This is a genomic window from Aureibaculum koreense (genome assembly GCF_034296135.1).
Lineage (GTDB): Bacteria > Bacteroidota > Bacteroidia > Flavobacteriales > Flavobacteriaceae > Aureibaculum.
The window spans coordinates 18514-34505 of the sequence record NZ_JAXKVV010000010.1 but is presented as its reverse complement, the minus strand read 5'-3'; the positions used below and the strand labels follow the sequence as shown (position 1 = coordinate 34505).

Annotated in this window: 12 protein-coding genes; 8 read left to right on the top strand and 4 right to left on the bottom strand. The window is 34.7% G+C overall.

Going from position 1 to position 15992, the window contains the following annotated elements; all coding sequences use genetic code 11:
• Positions 1-161 precede the first annotated feature (161 nt).
• From UMM65_RS10425 to UMM65_RS10410, 4 genes are all read left to right on the top strand, one after another.
• Entirely contained in the window at positions 162-2378 is a 2217-nt protein-coding gene (locus UMM65_RS10425; protein WP_321976467.1) for a polyribonucleotide nucleotidyltransferase, read from the top strand.
• 484 nt (positions 2379-2862) lie between these two features.
• The gene (locus tag UMM65_RS10420) at positions 2863-3726 is read left to right on the top strand and encodes a sigma-70 family RNA polymerase sigma factor (RefSeq protein WP_117879914.1); all 864 of its coding nucleotides are present in this window, start codon (positions 2863-2865) and stop codon (positions 3724-3726) included.
• 178 nt (positions 3727-3904) lie between these two features.
• Positions 3905-4555 (top strand): ribulose-phosphate 3-epimerase, encoded by a 651-nt coding sequence (gene rpe, locus UMM65_RS10415; protein WP_321976465.1) that lies wholly within the window; start codon positions 3905-3907, stop codon positions 4553-4555.
• A gap of 2 nt (positions 4556-4557) precedes the next feature.
• Positions 4558-5052, top strand: coding sequence for a hypothetical protein (locus UMM65_RS10410; RefSeq protein ID WP_321976464.1), 495 nt, complete (start codon positions 4558-4560; stop codon positions 5050-5052).
• 47 nt (positions 5053-5099) lie between these two features.
• On the opposite strand, the gene recJ is transcribed toward UMM65_RS10410, so the two are convergent.
• Together recJ and UMM65_RS10400 are read right to left on the bottom strand one after the other, a co-directional pair.
• Entirely contained in the window at positions 5100-6800 is a 1701-nt protein-coding gene (gene recJ, locus UMM65_RS10405; RefSeq protein ID WP_321976463.1) for a single-stranded-DNA-specific exonuclease RecJ, read from the bottom strand.
• A gap of 18 nt (positions 6801-6818) precedes the next feature.
• A complete protein-coding gene (locus UMM65_RS10400) occupies positions 6819-7409 on the bottom strand; it encodes a carboxymuconolactone decarboxylase family protein (protein ID WP_321976462.1) in 591 nt (196 codons plus the stop codon).
• Between the two features lie 96 nt (positions 7410-7505).
• Between UMM65_RS10400 and UMM65_RS10395 the strand changes: the two genes are divergently transcribed.
• From UMM65_RS10395 to UMM65_RS10380, 4 genes are read left to right on the top strand one after another with little or no spacing between them, the layout of a single operon-like run.
• On the top strand, positions 7506-8519 hold the full coding sequence (locus tag UMM65_RS10395; protein ID WP_321976461.1) for a dipeptide epimerase: 1014 nt from the start codon (positions 7506-7508) through the stop codon (positions 8517-8519).
• A complete protein-coding gene (locus UMM65_RS10390) occupies positions 8519-9547 on the top strand; it encodes an aminotransferase class I/II-fold pyridoxal phosphate-dependent enzyme (protein WP_321976460.1) in 1029 nt (342 codons plus the stop codon). The genes UMM65_RS10395 and UMM65_RS10390 overlap by 1 nt, the downstream gene beginning before the upstream one ends.
• Positions 9544-9966, top strand: coding sequence for an OsmC family protein (locus UMM65_RS10385; RefSeq protein WP_321976459.1), 423 nt, complete (start codon positions 9544-9546; stop codon positions 9964-9966). Before UMM65_RS10390 ends, UMM65_RS10385 begins: the two co-directional genes overlap by 4 nt.
• An 18-nt stretch (positions 9967-9984) precedes the next feature.
• Positions 9985-11199: an exo-beta-N-acetylmuramidase NamZ family protein gene (locus tag UMM65_RS10380; RefSeq protein WP_321976458.1), complete on the top strand. Its 1215-nt coding sequence runs from the start codon at positions 9985-9987 to the stop codon at positions 11197-11199.
• Between the two features lie 76 nt (positions 11200-11275).
• On the opposite strand, the gene UMM65_RS10375 is transcribed toward UMM65_RS10380, so the two are convergent.
• Both UMM65_RS10375 and UMM65_RS10370 read right to left on the bottom strand, forming a co-directional pair.
• Positions 11276-12757: a SusD/RagB family nutrient-binding outer membrane lipoprotein gene (locus tag UMM65_RS10375; RefSeq protein WP_321976456.1), complete on the bottom strand. Its 1482-nt coding sequence runs from the start codon at positions 12755-12757 to the stop codon at positions 11276-11278.
• Between the two features lie 9 nt (positions 12758-12766).
• Positions 12767-15901: a SusC/RagA family TonB-linked outer membrane protein gene (locus UMM65_RS10370; protein ID WP_321976455.1), complete on the bottom strand. Its 3135-nt coding sequence runs from the start codon at positions 15899-15901 to the stop codon at positions 12767-12769.
• Between the last annotated feature and the right edge of the window lie 91 nt (positions 15902-15992).

Genomic DNA, 15992 nt, shown 5'->3' with positions numbered 1-15992 from the left:
ATAAAGCTGAACCATTTGCTGAATTCATTTTAGTACTGTTTCAGAAAAAAAAGCTTACTTCTTTTCATTGGTTAACACACAACACAACAAACCTGACCGTCCAGTTGGCGGTAACCAATTGTTTAATTAAGCCTATCAAAGATGGGTTAAAAAATTTATTTATGATACCTAAGGTTTTTACCGAAATTATCGATTTGGGAGATGGAAGAACTATCTCTCTTGAAACAGGAAAATTAGCTAAACAAGCTCATGGTTCTGTTGTTGTTCAATCAGGAAAATGTATGTTATTATGTACAGTTGTTTCTAATTACAAACAAAGCGACGTTGACTTTTTACCATTAACGGTTGACTATCGCGAAAAATTTGCGGCATCTGGACGTTATCCAGGTGGTTTCTTTAAAAGAGAAGCTAGGCCAAGTGATGGTGAAGTGTTAACTATGCGTTTGGTGGACAGGGTTTTACGTCCGCTTTTTCCAAAAGATTACCATTCTGAAACACAAGTAATGATTCAGTTAATGTCTCATGATGACGACGTTATGCCAGATGCTATGGCAGGATTGGCAGCTTCAGCAGCAATCCAATTATCAGATTTTCCGTTTGAGTGTCCTATCTCCGAAGCAAGAGTAGGTCGCGTAAATGGAGAGTTTATTATTAACCCAACAAGAGCTCAATTATTAGAGTCGGATATTGATATGATGATCGGTGCTTCTGCGGATTCAGTAATGATGGTGGAAGGCGAAATGGACGAGATTTCTGAGGAAGAAATGGCAGAAGCTATTAAGTTTGCTCACGAGGCTATAAAAGTGCAATGTGCTGCTCAAGTAAGATTAGCAGAAGCATTTGGCAAAAAAGAAGTACGTGAGTATGAGCCAGAAAGAGAAGATGAAGACTTGGCGAAGAAAGTTTATGATATGGCATATGACAAAGTTTATGCTGTGGCCAAAGCGGGTTCTGCAAAACACGAAAGAAGTGCCGCTTTTGACGAGATTAAAGAAGAAATAAAAGCTACTTTTTCTGAAGAAGAATTGGAAGATTTTGGCAGTTTGGTTTCTAAATATTTTTACAAAGCTGAAAAAGAAGCTATTAGAAACCTTACATTGGACGAAGGTTTACGTTTAGATGGTAGAAAAACCGATGAGATCAGACCAATATGGTGTGAGGTCGATTATTTACCATCAACACACGGTTCGGCTATTTTTACAAGAGGTGAAACTCAAGCTTTGGCAACCGTAACTTTGGGAACAAGCAGAGAAGCTAACCAAATTGATATGCCTTCATTTGAAGGCGAAGAAACGTTTTATTTACATTATAATTTCCCACCTTTTTCAACAGGTGAAGCAAGACCTATCCGAGGAACTTCACGTAGGGAAATTGGTCACGGTAACTTGGCACAACGTGCTTTAAAAGGTATGGTGCCAGATGACTGCCCATATACAGTTCGTGTAGTTTCCGAAGTATTGGAGTCTAATGGTTCCTCTTCAATGGCAACAGTGTGTTCGGGTACTATGGCTCTTATGGATGCCGGTGTACAATTAAAAAAGCCAGTTTCAGGTATCGCAATGGGATTGATTTCCGATGCAGATTCTGGAAAATATGCTGTTTTATCTGATATTTTAGGTGATGAAGATCACTTGGGCGATATGGACTTTAAAGTAACGGGTACAGCTGACGGAATTACGGCTTGCCAAATGGATATTAAAGTAAAAGGACTTTCTTATGAAATTTTAGTAAAAGCACTTAAGCAAGCAAGAGAAGGAAGATTACATATTCTGGAAAAATTGACGGAGACTATTGCGACTCCAAATGCAGATGTTAAAGCTCATGCTCCTAAAATGGTTACCAGAACTATTCCTAACGAATTTATTGGTGCGTTGATTGGACCTGGCGGAAAAGTAATTCAAGAATTACAAAAAGAAACAGGAACTACTATTGTTATCAACGAAGACCCTGTTACAGAAGAAGGAATCGTTGAGATTTTAGGAACCGGTCAAGAAGGTATTGATGCCGTTTTAGCAAAAATAGACTCGTTGATGTTTAAACCTGAAGTAGGAAGCGTTTACGAAGTAAAAGTGATAAAGATGTTGGATTTTGGTGCTGTTGTAGAATATATGGATGCTCCTGGAAACGAAGTATTATTACACGTATCTGAACTTGCATGGGAACGTACAGAAAATGTGTCTGACGTTGTTAATATGGGAGATGTGTTTGATGTAAAATACTTTGGTATTGATTCCAGAACCCGTAAAGAGAAAGTATCGCGTAAAGCATTGTTGCCAAAACCAGAAGGTTTTAAAGAAAGACCTCCAAGAGATAACAACAGAGGTAGAGACAATCGCGGACGTGATAACCGTCGTGACGATAGAAGAAAAAGAGATTAATTCTTTTTAAATCTATAAATTTAAACCTGTCAATATTTGTATTGGCAGGTTTTTTTGTTTAAAATTACTTTAAATAATTATTAATACTGGTGTGTCCCCTTAGGGACAAAATATCGGTAGAAAGAATATGTATTCGTTTAATTTTGTGCCGTAGGTACAACACAAAATAACGTTTCGTACCTACGGTACGATAAAATAATTTCACAGACGGTTTTACCCATTTTTAATCCCTGCGGGATTATTTCAAGAATACCATTGCTTTTTATTTTAACAAACATTTATATTTTAATTCATAATAATTATAGGGATTTAGCGTCTATAAGTGTTATAATAAGGGATGTTAATAATGTTCATTTTATATATTTTTAAATTAAAGTGAAATAATTGTAACATTTTATCAACATAGCACGTATATATAAGTACACGACAAAATTTAGTATTCATCTTGCCTGTCGGCAGACAGGTTAAAAACAGTAGAAATTACATGAGACAACTTAAAATTACAAAACAGGTAACTAACCGCGAAACAGCATCATTAGATAAATATTTACAAGAAATAGGTAAAGTTGATTTAATTACTGCTGACATGGAGGTGGAATTGGCTCAACGTATTAAAGCTGGAGATCAAGTGGCTTTAGAGCGTTTGACCAAGGCTAACTTACGTTTCGTAGTGTCAGTTGCCAAGCAGTACCAAAATCAGGGTTTAACCTTACCAGATTTAATTAATGAAGGTAACTTAGGTTTAATAAAAGCTGCTAAGCGTTTTGATGAAACCAGAGGTTTTAAGTTTATTTCTTACGCGGTATGGTGGATTAGACAATCTATTTTGCAAGCTTTAGCCGAGCAATCTAGAATTGTACGTTTACCTTTAAATAAAATTGGTTCTATTAATAAAATTAATAAAACCTATGCCCGTTTAGAGCAAGATAATGAAAGACCCCCTTCTGCAGAAGAAATTGCAAAGGAATTGGATATGACCATTAATGATGTAAAAGAATCATTAAAAAACGCAGGTCGTCACGTATCTATGGATGCTCCTTTAATTCAAGGTGAAGATTCCAATTTGTATGATGTATTGCGTTCTGGTGAGTCTCCAAATCCTGATAAAAGTTTATTACACGAGTCTTTAAAAGTAGAAATTGAACGTGCACTAGAAACATTAACTCCTAGAGAAGCTGATGTTGTTGCTTTATATTTTGGTTTAGGTGAAGCTCAACCAATGACTTTAGAAGAAATTGGTGAAACTTTCGATTTAACTCGCGAGAGAGTTCGTCAAATCAAAGAAAAAGCAATTAGAAGGTTAAAACATACTTCAAGAAGTAAAATTTTAAGAACATATTTAGGGTAATAGTTTTACTCTAAAATGCAGCATAGAAAACGCTTAACATATTTGTTAGGCGTTTTTTTTGTTTAACTCTTTATGACTCAATTTTACTTTGAATTTCTATATTCCATTCATAAAAAAACTAATCACTAACCACTAACTACTAAAGTCTATTTCATACTTTTGTAAAAAACAGATAACCATGAGTCATTTAATTGCTCCTTCCATTTTAGCGGCCGATTTTGCCAATTTACAACGCGATGTAGAAATGATTAACCAAAGTGAGGCCGATTGGTTTCATATTGACGTCATGGACGGTATGTTTGTCCCCAATATTTCCTTTGGTATTCCAGTAATAAAAGCCATTAAAAAACATGCTAAAAAGCCAATGGATGTACATTTAATGATTGTAGATCCTGACCGCTATATCAAAGACTTTAAAAATGCTGGTGCGGATATTCTAACCGTACATTATGAAACTTGTAATCATCTACACAGAACAATACAAGCTATAAAAGCCGAAGGAATGCAAGCGGGCGTGGTGCTTAATCCACATACACCAATTGCCGTTCTGGAAGATATCATATTGGATTTAGATTTGGTGCTATTAATGAGCGTTAATCCCGGATTTGGTGGACAATCTTTTATTGAAAATACCTATAAAAAAGTAATACAACTTAAAGATTTAATTGAAAAATCAGGCTCAAAAGCATTGATTGAAATTGATGGTGGTGTAAACGATAAAAATGCACCAAAATTAATTGCCGCTGGTGCCGATGTATTGGTTGCAGGGAGTTTTGTTTTTAAGAGTGAGAATCCTTCGGAGACTATTGCAGGGTTGAAGAAAAGCTAGAAATGAAGCCCAATATATTTACTTATTTTTTATTGTTGGCAATTGTTCTTATATCATGTGCGAAAAATTCAGCTCAAGATAGAGAGGCTAAAATTAATAAACCAAATGCTAAAATTATAGATTATAGAATACCAGATACGGTTTTTTCCAATGAAAATATAGTAGGTGAAGTCATTTATGGTTATGACTTAGATGGATTAAAAAAATCTGAAATTGATAAAAGATATACATTTTTTTATATCACAACGGAAACGGATATTAGCGATTTGGATTCTATAAAAGCATCAAATCACAAAATCTTTTTAGATACTACCGGAAGTGGGTTGTTCAATTATAAAATTAATTTTGAGGGACAGGGAAATATTGTATTTAATGGTGTAATTGAAGACATAGTATTTTTAAAAAAAATTAATTCACATGGGAAGATAGAGATATTAGAAATTAAAACATATGTTTCAAAAGATATTTATGTAAAAGATTCTATACAGCTAAATTAAAATGTTCGCTTTTGACTGCTGATTTTTTAGCTGTCTACTGCCACTACCTACTGTACACTTATTTTAATATCCCTCACATTCAACTGCAAAGAAGTATTCCCATTCCATGTGTTTTCATCTATGGTATAGACAATGTCAAAAGATTTTCCATTAGATATTTCATCATATCGTTTGCCTAAATTAAATCCAATACCATTAAATTTTATACCATCTTCTGATTCGACACTCAATTTTAAATGATCTTCATCTGCACCTACTTTTCTTGAATAACCTGTGTCTTTTACATTTAAACTCATAAAAACAGGTCGCATATTACGAGGGCCAAAAGGAGCAAATTGCTGTAAAATTCTATAAAATTTTGGGGTGATAGCGGATAGATCAAGTTCTAAATCAATTTTAATTTCAGGTTGCAATAATTCTGGTGGTATGCTATCCTTTACTACTTCCTCAAATTTTTCTTTGAAATCATGATAATTTTCTTCCAATAAGGTGAGTCCTGCCGCATATTTATGACCACCAAATTGTTCAATATGTTCAGCACACGCTTCCAATGCATTGTACACATCAAACCCACTTACGGATCGGGCAGAGGCTGCCAATTTATCGCCACTTTTGGTAAAAACCAATGTTGGCCGGTAATAGGTTTCTGTTAAACGTGAGGCCACAATTCCAATAACACCTTTATGCCAATCTTCTTGATAAACTACCGAAGAAAAATGTTCAGTTTCTTTATTGTCTTCAATTTGCTGTAAAGCTTCAATAGTAATTAATTTATCTAAATCGCGACGGTCGTTATTAAACACTTCAATTCCTGCCGCCATTGTTTTGGCATTATCAAAATCTTCTTCTGTTAATAGTTCAACAGCGTAATTGCCATGTTTCATTCTTCCTGCTGCGTTTATTCTAGGAGCAATAATAAACACAACATCTGTTATGGTTAGAATTTCTTTTTTTAACTGATGTATTATCGCTTTGATGCCATTTCTGGGATTGGTATTAATCTGTTCTAATCCAAAATAAGCAAGTGTTCTGTTTTCGCCAGTTATTGGGACAATATCCGCAGCAATTGCGGTAGCTACTAAATCCAAATAGGGTTTTAAGTCGTCAATAGTTTGATTTCGTTTTGAAGCTAAAGCTTGAACCAATTTAAAGCCTACACCACAACCACATAATTCGTCGTAAGGGTAATTACAATCGTCTCTTTTTGGGTCTAAAATAGCAACCGCTTTTGGAAGTTCTGCACCAGGTCTATGATGGTCACAAATAATAAAATCAATCCCTTTTTTACTGGCATAATCAACTTTATCAATGGCTTTAATACCACAATCCAGAGCAATAATTAGACTAAAATTATTATCATCTGCAAAGTCTATTCCCTGTAAAGAAACACCGTAACCTTCGGCATATCTATCGGGAATGTACGTGGCAACATTCGGATAATAACTTTTTAAATAGGAGGAAACCAGTGAAACAGCAGTTGTTCCGTCAACATCATAATCACCAAAAATTAATATGTTTTCATTGTTGGTTATGGCATTTTCTATACGACTGACCGCTTTTTGCATGTCTTGCATTAAAAAAGGGTCATGCAAACCAGATAAATCAGGTCTAAAAAAAGTTTTAGCCTCTTCAAAGGTTTCAATACCGCGTTGCACCAATAGTGTAGCTAAATTTGCTTCTATATCTAATGATTTTGCCAACTGGCTAATTTTTTCTGAAGATGGTAAAGGTTTTAGCGTCCAACGCATAAAATCTAGTTTATGTAATTAAATATGTTTTCCTTTTTCCCATCCATATTTTCCCAAATATTGGTTGCCACTGTCAACAGCATCTTCTTCAATTGACGTACCCATAGAATCATTCCATCTATTTAGGTATCCAAAAAGAGAGATAACACCAAGCATTTCCACAATTTCACCTTCATCCCAATATTCATACAACCTTTTTTTGATTTCCTCGTTCACGGCATTTGGTACTTGACTTGCGGCCAATGAAAAATCAAGAGCGGCACGTTCGGCTTCATCAAATGCTGGATGTGTTCTATATTCCCAAATATTATCTAATTGCTCTTGCTCAGCACCATAACGTTCAGCTGCTCTTATGGCATGTGCTTGACAATATCTGCAACCTGTAGCATTACTGCTTACCCAAGCAATCAATCGTTTTAAAGCAGAAGTGACCCTACCTTCATTTGCCATAACCGCTTTATTTAAATTGATAAAGGCTTTACTAATTGCGGGTCTGCGTTGCATGGTTAAAACTGAATTAGGACAAAATCCTAAGGTTTCATTAAAAAATTCAGCTAATTTTTTGGTTTCTATATCGTGTTCTGATGAGAGTGGACTAACTAATGGCATTCATTAAGGTTTAAAAAATTTGATTTCTAAAGTACAATAAATACTAAGAACTTGATATTATTTTTAGTAAATTTATTCTTTTATAAATTTGATTTTATGCAATTGATACTAAGACCTTACGAATTAAAACTTGAACATACTTTTCGAATTTCTAGAGAAGCTAGAGATATACAAGAAAGTTTAGTGGTTGAGCTTAAAGATGGAGAATTTTCTGGCTATGGAGAAGCTACTGCTAACCCATACTATGGAGCTACTATTGATAAAATGTCTTCTGATCTAACAACTCTAGAGCCATTAATCAAAGCAAATAAGGAATTAGAGCCTGCTAGATTTTGGCAAATTATGTATCCAAAACTTAAAGATAATATGTTCGCTTTGTGTGCATTAGATTTGGCGTTTAACGATTTATATGCACGCAAAAAAGGAATGAAACTTTATGAATACTGGGGGCTTGATATTAACAATAACCCTATAACTGATTATACCATAGGAATTGATACCATAGAGAAAATGGTATCTAAACTAAAAGAAAAGCCTTGGCCGTTATACAAAATAAAATTAGGTACCAAAGAGGATATTACCATTATAAAAGAATTGAGAAAACATACCGACGCTGTTTTTAGAGTCGATGCCAATTGTGGTTGGGGTGTTGACGAAACTTTGAAAAATGCGGTAGAACTTCAAAGGCTGAATGTCGAATTTATTGAACAGCCTTTACGAGCAGACGATTGGAACGGACATAAAGAAGTATTTTTAAGATCTGTTCTGCCCATTATTGCAGACGAAAGCTGTATGGTAGAAGCAGACGTTATGAAATGTCATAACCATTTTCATGGGGTAAATGTAAAATTGACCAAATGCGGAGGTTTGACCCCTGCAAAGCGTATGCTAGAAAAAGCTAGAAGAATGGATATGAAAACCATGGTAGGTTGTATGACGGAATCTTCTGTAGGAATCTCGGCAATTGCCCATTTATTGCCTTTGCTAGATTATGTTGACATGGACGGAGCTCTATTGATTTCAAACGATACAGCTGAAGGCGTTATCATTGAAAACGGTATTATTAAGTACAGTTCGTTGAACGGTACTGGCGTTAAATTAATCCGTTAATGATTGTAGAGAATTTTCCAGGCAGAACCATTTCCATTAAAGGCAAAAAATATCTTTATTTTGGTGGTACAGCTTATCTAGGGTTGGCAACACATCCTGAGTTTCAAAGTATCTTAATGAAATCCATTCAGAAATGGGGAACATTTTATGGTAGCTCTCGCAATTCAAATATAAAATTGGCTATTTATAATCAATTTGAAGATTTTTTTGCACAACAAATAGGAGCAGAGGCTTCGTTAACAGTTTCTTCAGGTACCCTTGCAGGTAGGTTAGTTGTTGATTTTTTGGCAAAGTCAAATCCTGCTTTTTTTCATTATCCTAAAACGCATCCCGCTATTTTGGCTAAAGAAAGTTTACCTTTATTTGTAAATAACAGACTACATTCACAATTAATTAATAATACATCAGAAGAAATCGTAATTACTGTTGATGCAATTCTAGGATCGGAAGTGGAACCTGTATCTTTTGATTTTTTAGATACAATTTCTGCATCTAAAAAAATAACCTTGGTGGTTGATGAATCGCATAGCTTGGGGATTGTAGGTAAAGAAGGACAAGGTATTTTTAATGATGTTAATCATAAAAATATTAAAAGAAAAATTATGGTTTCTTCATTAGGTAAGGCCTTAAGTTTATCGGGAGGTATTATTGCATGTGATCAACAATTTATCGATGCACTAAAAGAGGAATCAACTTTTGTGTCTTCTTCTGCGGCAAATCCTGCTTATTTAGAAGCCTATTGTAAGGGCGAACAGATTTATCAGTCTCAAAAGGAGAAATTAAGTAGTAATTTAAATTTTATTGAAGAGAAGTTGCATCAAAATGAGACCATTAAATTCAATAAAAATTATCCAGTAATTTATAGTAAAGACGATCATATTTATGATAAATTATTTGAGGAAAATATTATCATTACTAATTTTAAATATCCTACATATAAAAAAATGATGAATAGGATTGTGATAACAGCAAATCATAAACAAGAGGATTTAGAAAAACTAGTACAAACTTTAAACAAAAAATTATGACAAATACAGTAAAAACAACTTGGAAGAGCAATATGCAATTCGAATCTACCAACCCTAGTGGATTAAACTTAATGATCGACGCAGGTGCTGAAGATGGTGGAGAAGGTAAGGGGTATAGACCAAAAGCTTTAATGCTTTCAGCTTTGGCAGGATGCTCTGGACTGGATGTAGTTTCACTATTAAAGAAAATGAGAGCTGAAGTTGATGAATTTACCATGGATGTGGAAGCCAATTTAACGGATGAGCATCCTAAATATTACGATAAAGTTAAAGTAACGTACAACTTCTACGGCTCGGGTTTTAAAAAAGATAAAATCGAAAAGGCGGTAAGTTTATCCGTTGAAAAATATTGCGGTGTAATGGAAATGTTTAGGCAGTTTGCTGAGGTTACAACTGAGATAAAATATTTTGAAAAATAATTTACCTAAAACTCTTTTATGAAATTCACTCTTAAACATTCATTTTTGTTATTTTGTTTTGCCTTATTTTTAACATTGTCGAAGTCTTTATCAGCACAAAAAATTATTACTGGTGCAGATCAAACGGAAAAGTATTTTCCTTATTTAAAAGGAAAACGGGTCGCAATTATGGCTAATCCCACAAGTATTATCGGGAATAAGCATTTGGTAGATAGTCTTCAAAACGCGGGAATTGAAATTGTAAAAGTTTTTGGGCCTGAGCATGGCTTTAGAGGAAATGTAGGGGCGGGTGTTCATGTAAAAGATGAAATAGATAGTAAAACGGGTATCCCGATAGTTTCTTTATATGGCTCCAAACGAAAGCCTTCAACCGAGGATATGGAAAATGTGGACGTTCTGATTTATGATTTACAAGATGTTGGAGTTCGATTTTATACCAATATTAATGCATTGGCTCGTCTTATGGAAGTTTGTTATGAAAACGATAAGGAGATGCTAATTTTAGATAGACCAAATCCAAATGGCTATTTAATTGATGGACCTGTATTAGATATGAAATACAAATCGGGCATTGGTATGTTTCCTTTACCGATGTCGCATGGATTAACAGTTGGGGAGTTTGCTCAAATGGCGAATGGAGAAGGCTGGATCAAATCAGATGGGAAACCGGTGCAATGCAAGCTCAAAATAATACCCGTTGCCAATTATAATCATGATATGTCATATACGTTACCTGTATCACCTTCACCCAATCTAAACACACAACAAGCGGTACTTTTGTATCCGTCAACCTGTATGTTTGAGGGGACTTACATCAACCATGGTCGTGGTACGTATTTTCCTTTTACTGTTTTTGGAAGCCCTGCTTATAAAGGGATTTACGACTTTTCTTTTACACCTAAAAGCATAAAAGGCATGGCTTTGACCCCTATATTTATGGATGAAGTTTGTTATGGCATAGATTTACGAGATTATGATACAAATTTGTTAAGAAAAAGCAAACAAATTAACTTGCAATGGATTATGGAATTGTATAAAAACAGTCCCGAAAAAGAAAAGTTCTTTGATGGTAGCTTAAGTAACCAAATGAATAATATTGAAATTCAGATTGGTTCTGGTCTGTTTAGACAACAGATTATAGATGGTGTACCTGAATCCGAAATTCGTGCCAGTTGGGAACCTGGTTTAACAAATTATAAAAAAATGCGACAGCAATATTTATTGTACCCTTGAAAAAAAACCCAAAAGTAAAAACCCTCGGTAAATGCCGAGGGTTCTTTGTTATTATTAATTCAAATAAGTATCTTGGTTATTGATCCCACCAAACAGGAGCTACTGGAGGTTGTGCATTTGCCAATACATTAGCTTCATTTCGGTTAACTTCGGTTGAAGGATATTCTGCTCTTCTAAACCATTGACCGAAGTATTCATTGTCATCACTAGCTTCCTCAAATCTAATAGTGAGACCTCTAAATACATCTTCAGAAAAATCGTAACGTCTAAAATCAACAAAAGTTTCGGGATTTAAGAAGTTGTGAATGTATTTTTCTTTCATAATATGTTCTAACTTTAAATTTGTTTCTCCTACATTTATGGCTCCATCAGCCAGATAAGCAGAACCATCAACACCAAATGTAGACATACTAGCAGCTATTCCATCCATATATGCATTATAGGTCTCACTATTAGTACCAACGCTAGTTGTGGAACCACCATCGGCTAAAAATGCTGCTTCTGCCTTGATAAAAAGAGCTTCCGCATAACTTATTAGCATTAATGGTGAATCAATACTGGTGTAGTATCCACCAACGGCAAATCCAGTGTTAGGTGTAGAACCATCAGGAGCTTCATTTATTTTACCACTAACATAACCTTTCCAGTCTGGAGCACCGCCATTTTCAGCAAAACGAGGTAATCTTGGATCAATATCTATTCCGCTTTGGAAAGGAAAATAATCGCCATTCATAGAACTTACCAATTGACTGGCTATATCATTATGAGGGTTACCTGTATTTCTAGCTAATATTTCAGCTGAATAATAAGGATTAATATTCTTGTCATCATAATACATTTCAAAATCATCATCAACTGATTCAAAACCGTTAGCAATTGTACTTAAAACATCATCTGCTGAAGTTATACCTTTATTTACTAAATGTAATTGATAACGTGCTTTTATGGTATAGGCTGCCCTTAACCATTTTCCTATATCGCCACCATAAATTAAATCATCCCTTCCTAAGGTAAAACCAGAATTGTCAGGAGAAGATAATGCGGAAATTGCCCCATCCAGTAAAGAAAATATTTCAGTGTATATTTGCTCTTGTGTATCAAAACCAGGGAAATTGTTTGTTGGGCCTTCGGTAGCTTCAGAGTAGGGAATATTATCCCAAGTATCAGTAGCAATACCTAAATTGACTGCCGTTAAAATATCAGCAACAGCCCCATAATGGCTAGCTCCATTTGCATCAGCTTTTTCTTTAATAGCTTTTATATTAGGTAAAACATATAAATAGATTTGTGTCCACAAACCGCTGGCGGTAGTCTGACCAGCAGCACCTCCACCTTGAATAACGAAGTATTGAACGTAATTACCAAAACTTAGTTCAGCAGAACGTTGACCTTCCATAGTACTGTGAATTACAGGAGCCATTAAATCTTGCATTCTTAATTGATCCAATGTAGCTGTGTTGGAAGGAGTGTTAACGTCAAAATATTCATCACTACAACCAGTAAAAACTAGGGTAAGCAATGTTAAAATTATTGTTTCTTTTATAAATTTTTTCATCATTTTTCTTTTTTAAAATCCTATATTAATTCCAAAAGAATAACTCTCGGACAATGGAATATTTAAACCAGTAAATCCATAGACATTACTGCCTGCACTATATTGATTTCCTTCAGGATCGTATCCGTCGTAAGGTGTCCAAACCAAAATGTTATTTGCACTCGCAGACACTCCTAATCTTTCAATATTTAATTTTTCCATAAAATTAGCCTTAATATCATAAGTCAAACCAATACTCCTTAATTTAACCCAAGAAGCATCCTGAACTAAAATTTCTGAAGCTCGATTATAATCTGTTGAACTTCTATAATAGTTTTGATCTATAAACGCCTCGGTGGTATTAGTAGTAAATCCACCGTTACCGTCATCCATTACACCCTCTAATACTGTCGTAGCATCCCTAAATTCGACACTTTTCAATATACCATTTCTTATAGAGTTTCTTCTGCCAGCATCATAAATATCGCCTCCCTTTTTATATTCTAATAAGAAGTTAAACCCTAAACCTTTCCAATTGAAATTACTGCCAACGGAAGATATGAAATCTGGAAATGCGTTACCTACTTTTTGTCTCTCCGAAAAATCTATTTCAGGATAGCCATTAGCATCAATATAGCGTTGCCCGTTTTCATAACGCCATTTCCAGCCATATAACGAACCCATTTTATCTCCTGCTCTAATTTCTGATGTAACACCTGCAAAACCTGCATCAGCAAATATTATACTTTCTATATCATCAGGAATTTCAAGTACTTTTCCTTCACTAGTTGACCAGTTGACAAATAATTCCCAACTAAAATCTTCTTGTTTTATAATATCAGCACTAATCAAAAGTTCATGACCAGAAACTTCAAAATCACCCGCATTTCTAATAATACCTGAATTTCCAGAAGAATAGGCGGTACCTACTGTAAAAATTTGATCTTTAACCCTTGTTTTGTAGTAAGCATAGTCTAGTCTGAAACGATTTTTTAAAAACCTTAAATCTGCACCAATTTCTGTAGATTGATTTTTCTCGGGCTTTATATTTATATCACCTAATAAGGTTCCTCTACGATAACCACCAGAACCTCCAAAAGGAAAATCTCCATCAACTACAAAATATTGTCCTACTTGCCCAAATAAAGGACCTTTGCCCACTTCTGCCCAAGAGGCTCTTAATTTACCAAAGGTAAACACATCATTGTCACCAAATAGGTCAGAAACATCATAGGCTAAACTAACAGAAGGATAGAAGAAAGATCGATTCTCTTTTGGGAGTGTTGATAACCAGTCATTTCTGCCAGTTAAAGTTAAAAATAACTTATCCATATAACTTAATTTTAACTCACCGAATACACCCATATTTCGCAATTGAGTTACATTATTATCTGCAAAAGTGTTAATTGTATTTCCCAATTCATTTATACCAGGGACATTTAATGTTTCACCCCTAATTTCTTCATATTTCCGCTTAGTATCAGATATTTGATGACCTAAAGTTAAATCAGTTGAAAAATCATCTGACCAATCTTTGGTTAGGGCAACTAACAAATTAGATTCTAAAGCAGTGAAATTGATATTCTGATTTACAATAAAACCTCCAACTTGGGTACCAACATCTAGGTCTGGCGGCACAAATCTGTTTCGTTGATCAGAATAATTATCTACTTGGGCCGAATATGTAACTTTAACCCACTCTTTTGGAGACCAATTGAAAATTGTATTTCCTACCCAACGATTTACATCGTCTTTTAAACTACTTTTCTCCATAAAGTAACGAGGGTTATCTATGATGCCGAAAGAATAATTTCTCTGTGTACCATCAGGATTTTCAAAATCATTAATTGGAAAAGTCCCTGACCAATATGATAAAGAACTCATAACTGATTTATCACCCGAATTACCCCTAGCACCCCCTGATTTTGTATATGAAATCGAAGTGCTAATATTAAATTTATCACTAACAGCATAACCAGCTTTAAACCTAAAGTTTGTTTTATCATAGTTGGTGTTAGGTAATATTCCTTCTTCTTCATTACTTCCTAATGAAAAGAAATAATCAAGTTTTTCCCCAGCTCCACTTATATTCATATTGATTTGTGAATTTACGCCCGTTTTGAATAAATCATAAGGACTGTAAAACTGATCGTCAGATAAATCAACAATAGTACCATCATCTAAAGTATACGAATCATCAGTATATTTAGGACCCCAAGAGTAAAATGAAGTTGCATTTTGGACTCTATTGAATCCTGTATCGGAATCAGGATCATATAATGTTCTAGGAGCACCACTAAACCCTTCTCTATATGTAGTCTGTAATTCAGGTACTTTATTCACATTTCTAAATGTGGTTGAAGCGGTTATATTAATTTTAGCTTTGCCTTGTTTACCCTTTTTTGTAGTGATAACAATTGCACCATTAGAAGCTCTTACACCATATAAAGCAGTCGCTGCAGCACCTTTAAGCACGTTATAACTTTCTATATCTTCTGGGTTGATATCACCTGCTCTGTTAGAAAATCCAAATTGTTCAGAGCTACTTGGTGAGTTAGATCCTGCACTTGGTGAAACATTTCCTGAAAAAGTATCATTATTTAAGGCAATACCATCTACAATAATTAAAGGCTGATTACTTCTATCAGGATTTACCGAAGTAATACCTCTAATTAAAATGTCAACACCACCACCGGAAGAACCAGATGTTCTATTAATCTGTACACCTGCAACGCGACCCTGCAAAGCTTCAACCGCATTCGCTTGACCGGCTAGATTTAAATCGTCAGCTTTTACTTGTGTTACAGAGTACCCTAAAGATTTTTGTTTCTTTTCAACCCCAAATGCCGTTACCACCACTTCATCTAAAGCTGCAGCGTCTTCTTCAAGACTTACGTTTAAAGTTGAGCCTGTTATTGGCAGTTCTTTGGTTTTAAAACCTAAATAGGAAAAAACCAATACATCACCTTCCGATGCTGATAACTGATATTTTCCATCAAAATCAGTTGAAGTTCCTGTTGTTGTACCTTTTACCTGAATATTTACACTGGGCAGAGCCATTCCGTTTGCATCGGTAACCGTACCACTTACAGTGATGGTTTGTGCAAATAAAAATGAACATGTTGCTGTAAAAAAGACAAGAAAAGAAAATGTGATTTTTTTTCTCATAAGTAAATAATTTGTGTTAGTAAGAGGTAAAGCTATAAAAAAAATTGCAATATTTTGCGTTTTTATTTTTGTTTTTGCGTTTTTTTTCGGA

Bases quoted from the DNA above. Each gene is read 5' to 3' on its own strand.
- UMM65_RS10425 (WP_321976467.1), top strand. From the start codon at position 162: ATGATACCTAAGGTTTTTACCGAAATTATCGATTTGGGAGATGGAAGA.
- UMM65_RS10420 (WP_117879914.1), top strand. From the start codon at position 2,863: ATGAGACAACTTAAAATTACAAAACAGGTAACTAACCGCGAAACAGCA.
- rpe (WP_321976465.1), top strand. From the start codon at position 3,905: ATGAGTCATTTAATTGCTCCTTCCATTTTAGCGGCCGATTTTGCCAAT.
- UMM65_RS10410 (WP_321976464.1), top strand. From the start codon at position 4,558: ATGAAGCCCAATATATTTACTTATTTTTTATTGTTGGCAATTGTTCTT.
- recJ (WP_321976463.1), bottom strand. From the start codon at position 6,800: ATGCGTTGGACGCTAAAACCTTTACCATCTTCAGAAAAAATTAGCCAG.
- UMM65_RS10400 (WP_321976462.1), bottom strand. From the start codon at position 7,409: ATGCCATTAGTTAGTCCACTCTCATCAGAACACGATATAGAAACCAAA.
- UMM65_RS10395 (WP_321976461.1), top strand. From the start codon at position 7,506: ATGCAATTGATACTAAGACCTTACGAATTAAAACTTGAACATACTTTT.
- UMM65_RS10390 (WP_321976460.1), top strand. From the start codon at position 8,519: ATGATTGTAGAGAATTTTCCAGGCAGAACCATTTCCATTAAAGGCAAA.
- UMM65_RS10385 (WP_321976459.1), top strand. From the start codon at position 9,544: ATGACAAATACAGTAAAAACAACTTGGAAGAGCAATATGCAATTCGAA.
- UMM65_RS10380 (WP_321976458.1), top strand. From the start codon at position 9,985: ATGAAATTCACTCTTAAACATTCATTTTTGTTATTTTGTTTTGCCTTA.
- UMM65_RS10375 (WP_321976456.1), bottom strand. From the start codon at position 12,757: ATGATGAAAAAATTTATAAAAGAAACAATAATTTTAACATTGCTTACC.
- UMM65_RS10370 (WP_321976455.1), bottom strand. From the start codon at position 15,901: ATGAGAAAAAAAATCACATTTTCTTTTCTTGTCTTTTTTACAGCAACA.